The sequence below is a fragment of the Actinoallomurus sp. NPDC050550 genome, from assembly GCF_040655075.1.
GTDB lineage: Bacteria > Actinomycetota > Actinomycetes > Streptosporangiales > Streptosporangiaceae > Actinoallomurus.
Genome location: NZ_JBFAJC010000119.1, coordinates 1 through 7,629, shown reverse-complemented (window position 1 = coordinate 7,629; position 7,629 = coordinate 1). Strand labels below are relative to the sequence as shown.

Here is a 7,629-nt window from a genome sequence, read left to right as displayed (position 1 = left end):
CGCGCGAAGTACCCGCGTTTTAAGAACCGCAGCTCCCGGCAGACCGCGCACTACACCCGCTCGGCGTTCCGCATGAAGAACGGCGAGTTGTACATGGCGAAGACCCAGGCACCGTTGGCGTTCGTGTGGTCCTTTGAGAGCGTGGAGGTGTCCGCGCTGAACCCGACGATGGTGGTCATCTCCCGCGAATCGGACGGCCGCTGGTATGTGACGTTCGCCATCGACACCGAAGCCCCCGGCCCTTTGGAGACTGCCGGGCACGCCATCGGCGTCGATCTCGGGATCAAGGACTTCGCAGTCACCTCCGACGGGGAACGCATCGCCAACCCCCGCCATCTCGAGCGCAAGGCCCGCAATCTTGCCCGTTACCAGCGGCGGATGGCCCGCTGCCAGCGTGGGAGCATGAACCGGCGTAAGGCCAAGGCGAAGGTCGCCCGCGCCCACCGCAAGGTCCGCAACGCCCGGAACGACTTCCTGCACCGCACCAGCACCAACCTGGTCCGTCGGGCCGACACGATCGTGATCGAAGACCTCGCTGTCACCAACATGGTGAAGAACCGCAGCCTCTCGCGTGTGATCAGCGATGCGGGGTGGGGGGAGTTCCGGCGGCAGTTGGAGTACAAGGCCGAACGCGCCGGCCGCACTCTCGTGGTGATCGACCGCTGGTACCCCTCTTCCAAGACCTGCTCGATCTGCGGGCACCTGCTCGCTGAGCTGAGCCTTTCGACCCGGCACTGGACGTGCCCCATCTGCCGTACCCGGCATGACCGGGACATCAACGCGGCCAAGAACATCCTTGCGGCTGGTCGAGCCGTAGCCAGGGGTGACCCTGGTGATGCCTGTGGAGCTGGTGTAAGACGGCGAGGGTCCTCCCTTCCGCAGTCGGCGCTGAACCAGGAAACCCGCGCCGTGAGGCGCCCGGCCTAAGCCGGGCCGGCCACAAGGCCGATGGGAATCCCCTCCTTCAGGAGGGGAAGGAAGCCAACTTCTGGTCCGTCAACCGCAGCAGCCATGGGACTACACGAAGATCGTGGCGCAGTACTCCTGATCCGGTCACCCGCGTGGACGGGGGGTCCCCACGACCGCTCCGCTCGCGCCCGGAATTCCTCGCCCGGAGCGGAGGTTCTCTCGGACATGAGCCTCACGTTGCCTGGAGCCCCGCTGTCCGGAAGGCCTGCCGGAGTGTTCAACGGGGACGTCGCCGCCCCGCGTCACCTGCTCTACTTCGAACCGACGCCGAAGCGCGTCCGCGTGGAGTTCGGCGGTGAGACGATCGCCGACAGCACCGGCGCGCACCTGCTCTTCGAGACCGGGCTCCTGCCCGTCTACTACTTCCCGGTCGCCGACGTGCGCATGGACCTGTTGAAGCCGACCGACCACACGACGCACTGCCCGGTGAAGGGTCAGGCCTCGTACTGGACGATCTCCGCCGGCGGCCGTACGGCCGAGAACGCCGTATGGGGCTACCCGGACCCGATCGCGCCCTGGCTGGAGGGCTTCGTCGCGTTCTACTGGGACGCCATGGACGCCTGGTACGAAGAGGACGAGCAGGTCGTCGCCCACCCGCACGACCCGTACAGCCGCATCGATGTGCTGCGGAGCACCCGGCGCGTCCGGGTGAGCGTGGACGGCACCGTGCTCGCCGAGTCCGAGCGGCCGACGGTGCTGTTCGAGACCGGCCTGCCGGTCCGCTACTACCTGCCCCGCGAGGACGTACGCCTCGACCTGCTCAAGTCGTCCGGCACCGAGACCTGGTGCGCCTACAAGGGACGGGCGGGCTACTGGTCGTACGGCGGCGAGGACGTCGCCTGGACGTACGAGGAGCCGCTGCACGACGCCGAGCGCGTCCGGGACCTGGTGTGCTTCTTCAACGAGAAGGTCGACCTGGAGATCGACGGCGAGCCACAGGAACGCCCGCGATCCCGCTGGTCCTGACCCTCCGGCCGTTGCCGGCCGCCGTACGGTCGGGTGATCCGGGCCGGTCAGGCGTGGACGACCTTGACGCCGGCCTCTTCGAAGGAACGGGTGTCGGCGCTCGCGTCCGTGACGAGGATGTCGATCTCGCCGACTCCGCAGATCTTGGCGAAGGCGCGCTCGCCGAGCTTGGAGCTGTCCGCCGCGACGACGACCCGCTCCGCGCGTATCGCCATCTGCCGGTTGATGCTCGCCTCGTCCTCGTTGTGGCAGGTGGCGCCGCGTTCGACATCGAGGCCGCTCACGCCCAGGAACGCGATGTCCAACGTGACCTGGTCGAACACGCCGTTGGCGAGCGGGCCCACCAGCTCGTACGACTGTGGCAGCGCGACCCCGCCGGTCAGCACGATCTTCACGTGCGGGCGTACGACGAGTTCGTTGGCGATGTTGAGCGCGTTGGTGACGATCGTGATGGCGGGTGAGCCGTTCTCGGCGTGCAGGTCGGCTCGGGTGGCGAGGGCCCGCGCCAGCTCGGTCGTGGTCGTGCCGCCGTTGACGCCGATGACCGCCCCGGGCTGCACCAGCTCGGCGGCGGCCGCCGCGATGCGCTGCTTCTCCGATGCGCGGCGTGCGCTCTTGTAGCGCAGCGGCAGATCGTAGGTGACCGTGTGCGCGACCGCGCCGCCGCGGGTGCGGGTCAGCATCTGTTGCTGCGCGAGCTGGTCGAAGTCGCGGCGGATGGTCGCGGTCGAGACGGTCAGCTCGGCCGCCGCCTCCTCCACGCTGAGACGCCCCCGGCTCGCCAGGAGCGACAGCAGGTCGTTCCAGCGCTCGTATCTGCTCACCCGCGCCTCCCTCCGCCAGTTGCTCAGTGCGGTAGGCAGGGTGCAGGTCAACGATTAGACCACTTGCCATGCCTGAGCTTTAATGATCGTACATCGCCCCGACCGCGCACGAATGAACATGTTGCGGGAGTAAAGGGAGTGTTCCCCCGAAGTGCGGGCGAACGGCGGGGTCAGGGCAGGAGCCACTCGCCGGTGCTGACGCTGACCAGGCCGTGCCGCGCGGCGACGATGACGGCCTCTCGCTGGGAGTGGACCCCGAGCTTGGTCAGGACGCTCTGCACGTGGCTGCGGGCGGTGCTGCGGGTGATCTTCATACTGTGCGCGAGGCCGGCGGTGTTCTCGCCGCGGACGAGGCGGGTCAGCACCTCGCGTTCGCGGGGCGTGAGGTAGTCGGCGAGCCGCTGCGCCTCGGTGCGGGCACGGGACGGGAGCCGGCCGGCCGTCTCCGGATCGACGACCACCTCGCCGGCGTGCACCCGGGTCAGCAGGGCGGCGATCTCGCCCGCCTGCTGACCCTTGTGGGCGACGCCGCGTATCCCGGCGGCCAGGGCCGCCTCGACCGTCCCCGGGTCCGTCGAACCGGTCAGCACCACTAACCGGGTCTGCGGCGCGGCCGCGACCAGCGTCGGGAGGGTGCTCAGCACCGAACCGGTGGGGAACTGCAGGTCGATCAGGCACACATCGGCGCGCACCTCCGGCAGCAGCCGCAGGACGGCGTCGGGGGAGTAGACCACGCCGACCACGGCGTGCCCCTTCTCGCGCAGCACGAGGGCGAGCGAGTCGGCGAACACGGCGTGGTCGTCGCAGATGAGAACCCTCATGGACGGTCCGCCGCGGGCAGCAGGATCCGCACTCGCGCCCCGCCGAGCTCGCAGCTCCGCATCTCGATCATGCCGCCGTACTCGGAGACCAGGTCGTTCACGATGCCCAGCCCGAGAGAGGCCAGGCCGCTCGTCCCCGCGCCGAACCCCGGGCCGTCGTCGTCGACCTGGACGACCGTCCAGCCCGACTCGACGCTCACGAGCACCTCGACGCGCTCCCGGGCGATCCGGTGAGCGTTGTCCAGGACGTTGCGTACGGCGCGCCAAAGCGCGAGCGGATCGATGTGCGCCCAGGCCGGCCCGCCGGCGAACCCGATGCGGCGCGGCGAGGACAGCCGCAGACCGGCGGCGATCTCGCCGACGAGCCGGTCCACCCGGACCCGCTCCGGGCCGACCGGCACCTGCCCCTCCTCCTCGGCGTCGAGCTGCCGGAGCAGATGGTCGAGCCAGCGCGTCTCACCGAGCAGCGCCTCGACGCGTTCCCGGCTGGCGGGGCCGATGTCGTCGGAGACCGCGACGGCGGACGCGAGCATGATGATCGTGCCGAGTTCGTGGCGGATGTCGTGGCGGATCCGGCGACGCCAGAGCGCCGGGTCGCCGGTCTCGGTGTCGCGGGGCGGCGATTCGGGCTTCGCGACGCAGCCGACGAGCGCGGATGGGTTCGGCGGCGACGATCGAGCCTGCGCACTGATCATTTAAGACCCCCGTCTCAAGTATGTGGACGACCGACCGTATCGACGGTCACCCTGTACGACGCGGGTGTCCAGGTGAGTGGCCGCAACCAGACCGGACCTGGCCACAGGTGGTCATGGCGTCACTGTGCGTGAACCGTGCTTGTAATCCGGGCGTCGCAGCGCATACGCGCGTCAGGGAGGCGACCCGTCGTGCGGATCGGCGGGCGTGACCCCGGCGCGCATGGCGATCGTGATGGCCTCCACCGTCGAATGCGCACCGAGCTTGGCCAGCAGGTTCTGCGTGTGGGTGCGCACCGTGTTGGCCGAAAGGCCGAGCCGGTCCGCGATCCACGTCCGGTTCAGCCCGTCCACCATGCCCTGTAAAACGTCGCGTTCGCGGGGCGTGAGCCGGGCCAGGACGCCTTCGGTCGGCTCCCCGGTGGTGAGCAACCGGCGGAGCACGTCGCCGAGGACGTCCGGCGGGATCCAGCCGCCCCGCCCCGCCGCACCGCGCACCACCCGCGCGACGAGGTCGGCGCTCTCCGTCTTCGGCACCCAGGCGACCGCGCCGTGCCGTAGCGCGGTCACCATGGGGGCCAGGTCGGTGATCGCGCTGAGGATCACGACGCGCACCGGCGGGTGGCGGCGTCGCAGGAGGTCGAGCATGTCCAGCCCGCTCTCGTCGCCGAGAACGAAGTCGAGCACGACGACGTCGGGCGCCTCGGTGGCGACCAGCGCGGAGGCGCGCCGGACGTCGCCCGCGACGGGCAGCACCTCAAGGTCGGGTTCCGCGGCCAGCCGGGCCGCGAGCGACTCGGCGAACAGCGCGTGATCATCGACGATGAGGACACGGATGGACCTCATGGCACGAGGATGGCCGAACCGGCGCCATCACAGATCCCGCATTTGACGGAGACGGCCCGGTGTAATCGGACTAGAAACCCGTCAAGGCGACCGGGAACTCCATCACACCGCGGACGAAGGCGTTGGGAAGGATGCGCGGCCCCTCGGCGTCGGCCCAGGCGGCGGAGGCGACCCTCGCCAGGAACTCCTCGAAGAAGATCCGCAGCTCGAGCCGGGCGAGGGCCGCGCCGAGGCAGAAGTGGGAGCCCAGTCCGAAGGCGATGTGGCCGCCGGGCTCGCGGGTCACGTCGAACACCTCGGGCCGGGTGAACACTGTCTCGTCCCGGTTCGCGGACCCGTACATGAGGAGCACCTGGGAGCCCGCCGGCACGGTGACGCCCGCGACCGTCGCCTCCCGGGAGGAGACCCGGCACATGTTGAGCACCGGCGTCGTCCAGCGGATGAACTCCTCGATCGCGTCGGACAGCAGGACGGGGTTCCGGCGCAACAGCTGCCACTGGTCCGGGTGGCGGATCAGCGCGTCGATCGCCGTGGCGATCACGGTCCGGGTCGTCTCGGCTCCGCCGATGAGCAGGAGCAGGGCCTCGTGTGCCAGGCGATCGTCGTCGTACTCCTCGGAGGCGCACCACACCGACAGCAGGTCGTCGGCCGGGCACGAACGCCGGTCCTGCGCCATGCCGACCACGACCTCGCCGTACTCGCCGGCCGCGATCGCGGCCTCCTCGGTGATGTATCGCCGCCCGCCGCCGGCGACCACCGCGGTCGCCGACCAGTGCACGAGCTTCGGCCACGCGTCGTCGGGGAAGCCCAGCAGCCAGCCGATCATCCGGGCGGGCAGCGGCGCGGCCAGGGCCGGCACCGCGTCGACCGTTCCGGCGGCGAGCGCGGTCTCGATCAGCTCGACCGCCGTCGCCCGGATCCGGTTCGCGTAGCGGGCGACGCCTCGCGGGGTGAACCGCCGGTACACGACGCGACGCCGCCTGGCGTGCTCGGGATCGTCGGTGCCGATCATGGACGGGTCGGCGGCGATCTGCGGGCGGTAGCCGCCGGAGCTGGTCCACAGGCGCGGGTCGCGCTCGATGTCGCGGATGTCGGCGTGCCGGGAGACGCCCCAGAGGCCGTTGGCCTCGTCGTGGTAGACGGGCGCCTCCCGCCGCAGCCACGCGTAGACCTCCGAAGGGTCGCCGGCGTACATCTCCCCGTCCAGCAGATCGATCTCCACGCCGCTTCTCCTCCGCGAGAGGGGACATCGCTCTCGCCAAGGGTAGCGAGCGGACCAAGCAAGCGATAGGCCGACGACATTTCTGTGAGAGTTGAAACGACAAGCGACGCGGAACGACTTGTGTGACCCTTTCGTCGAATGTTCCGTTCGTTGCTTCCGATCCCATTGAGGTGACAATGTTCACTCGCGCAGTCGGTGCGTCCATCGCTCTCGCGGTGGCCGGAATGACGCTCGCGGCCTGTGGGTCCTCGCAGTCTTCCTCCACGGCCCGCGCCGCGGGGAACCACCAGCCCGTCCAGGCCGCCGCTCCGGCGCCCCAGCAGCTGGACGCCACCGCCCGCGGCCGGCTCAAGCTCTACGAGTTCCGCACGACGGGCGGGAAGGGCTACTTCTACACGGCTAACCCGACAGAAGCGGTCAACGCCGTAAAGAAGTACAAGTTCACCCAGATCAAGCACAATCTGGGCTACATCTACGGCAAGCCGTTCAAGGGTTCGATCACGCTGTATCGGCTGCGGTTCAAGCCGTTCTCCTCCTACATCGTCACCCTCTCCACCAAGGAGCGCGACAAGCTGGTGCGGTCCGGGAACTTCGTGTACGAGGGCGTCCTGGGCTACGCCTCCAAGAGCCCGGCCAAGAAGGTGCTGCTCTGGCGCGTCGCCTGGAACAACCAGTGGCGCGTCGTCACCAAGGCCGAGTCCAAGGCGCTCGTCAGGAAGGGCTGGCACTCGGACGGCCCGGTCGGCTATGTCTGGAAGTCCGCCTGACGAGTGCCCCCGATGGAGGCGACATGGACTTCGCTGAGACGCTCCGGCTGCCGGATGGGCCGGACTCGCCGACCGGAGTCCCGGCCGCACCTGGCGTCTGCGTGGGTTCCCTCGACGACGGCGAGGAGAGTTACGGCGCGTACGGCGTCCGCAGCGTCGAGGATCCGGTCCCGGTCACCGCGGACACGCTCTTCCGTGTCGCCTCCATCAGCAAACTGATCACCGCCACCGCGCTCACTCGCCTGGGCATCGGCCCGGACACCCTCGTACGCGACCACATCCCGGACTTCCGGGTCGCCGATCCGGCGGCCGGCGGGCAGGTCATCGTGCGGGACCTGCTGACCCACCGGTCGGGCTGGGCGCCGGACGGGGCCGCGCACCGTCCGGCCGACGAGCTCGACGCCGGCGCGCTGGCCCGGGCGGGGGCCCAAACGGGGGGACGGGCCCCGCTATAAAGACCGCGCGCGGGAGACCGAGATAGGTATAAGAAACCGTCTAAAGACCTGCACAGTGAATTATAGA

The 7,629-nt window shown here is 69.6% G+C and carries 9 protein-coding genes; 4 read left to right on the top strand and 5 right to left on the bottom strand.

Going from position 1 to position 7,629, the window contains the following annotated elements; genetic code table 11:
* The coding region (locus AB0I04_RS54685; protein WP_360904846.1) for an RNA-guided endonuclease TnpB family protein at positions 1-927 on the top strand (927 nt) is incomplete at its 5' end.
* Between the two features lie 207 nt (positions 928-1,134).
* Positions 1,135-1,935, top strand: coding sequence for a DUF427 domain-containing protein (locus AB0I04_RS54680; protein WP_360904844.1), 801 nt, complete (start codon positions 1,135-1,137; stop codon positions 1,933-1,935).
* A gap of 47 nt (positions 1,936-1,982) precedes the next feature.
* On the opposite strand, the gene AB0I04_RS54675 is transcribed toward AB0I04_RS54680, so the two are convergent.
* The 5 genes from AB0I04_RS54675 to AB0I04_RS54655 all read right to left on the bottom strand — a co-directional run bounded on the left by AB0I04_RS54675 (position 1,983) and on the right by AB0I04_RS54655 (position 6,340).
* On the bottom strand, positions 1,983-2,759 hold the full coding sequence (locus AB0I04_RS54675; RefSeq protein WP_360904841.1) for a DeoR/GlpR family DNA-binding transcription regulator: 777 nt from the start codon (positions 2,757-2,759) through the stop codon (positions 1,983-1,985).
* 170 nt (positions 2,760-2,929) lie between these two features.
* Positions 2,930-3,580, bottom strand: coding sequence for a response regulator transcription factor (locus AB0I04_RS54670; RefSeq protein ID WP_360904838.1), 651 nt, complete (start codon positions 3,578-3,580; stop codon positions 2,930-2,932).
* Complete coding sequence (locus AB0I04_RS54665; RefSeq protein ID WP_360904835.1) at positions 3,577-4,275, bottom strand: ATP-binding protein; 699 nt, start codon at positions 4,273-4,275, stop codon at positions 3,577-3,579. Before AB0I04_RS54665 ends, AB0I04_RS54670 begins: the two co-directional genes overlap by 4 nt.
* A gap of 171 nt (positions 4,276-4,446) precedes the next feature.
* Positions 4,447-5,118: a response regulator transcription factor gene (locus AB0I04_RS54660; protein WP_360904832.1), complete on the bottom strand. Its 672-nt coding sequence runs from the start codon at positions 5,116-5,118 to the stop codon at positions 4,447-4,449.
* A 70-nt stretch (positions 5,119-5,188) separates the two neighbouring features.
* Positions 5,189-6,340 carry a cytochrome P450 gene (locus AB0I04_RS54655; RefSeq protein WP_360904829.1) on the bottom strand — a complete coding sequence of 384 codons (1,152 nt, stop codon included), beginning with the start codon at positions 6,338-6,340 and terminating at the stop codon, positions 5,189-5,191.
* Between the two features lie 176 nt (positions 6,341-6,516).
* On the opposite strand from AB0I04_RS54655, the gene AB0I04_RS54650 reads away from it, so the two are divergent.
* Both AB0I04_RS54650 and AB0I04_RS54645 read left to right on the top strand, forming a co-directional pair.
* Entirely contained in the window at positions 6,517-7,107 is a 591-nt protein-coding gene (locus AB0I04_RS54650; protein ID WP_360904826.1) for a hypothetical protein, read from the top strand.
* Between the two features lie 23 nt (positions 7,108-7,130).
* The gene (locus AB0I04_RS54645; protein ID WP_360904823.1) at positions 7,131-7,562 is read left to right on the top strand and encodes a serine hydrolase domain-containing protein; all 432 of its coding nucleotides are present in this window, start codon (positions 7,131-7,133) and stop codon (positions 7,560-7,562) included.
* Positions 7,563-7,629 lie beyond the last annotated feature (67 nt).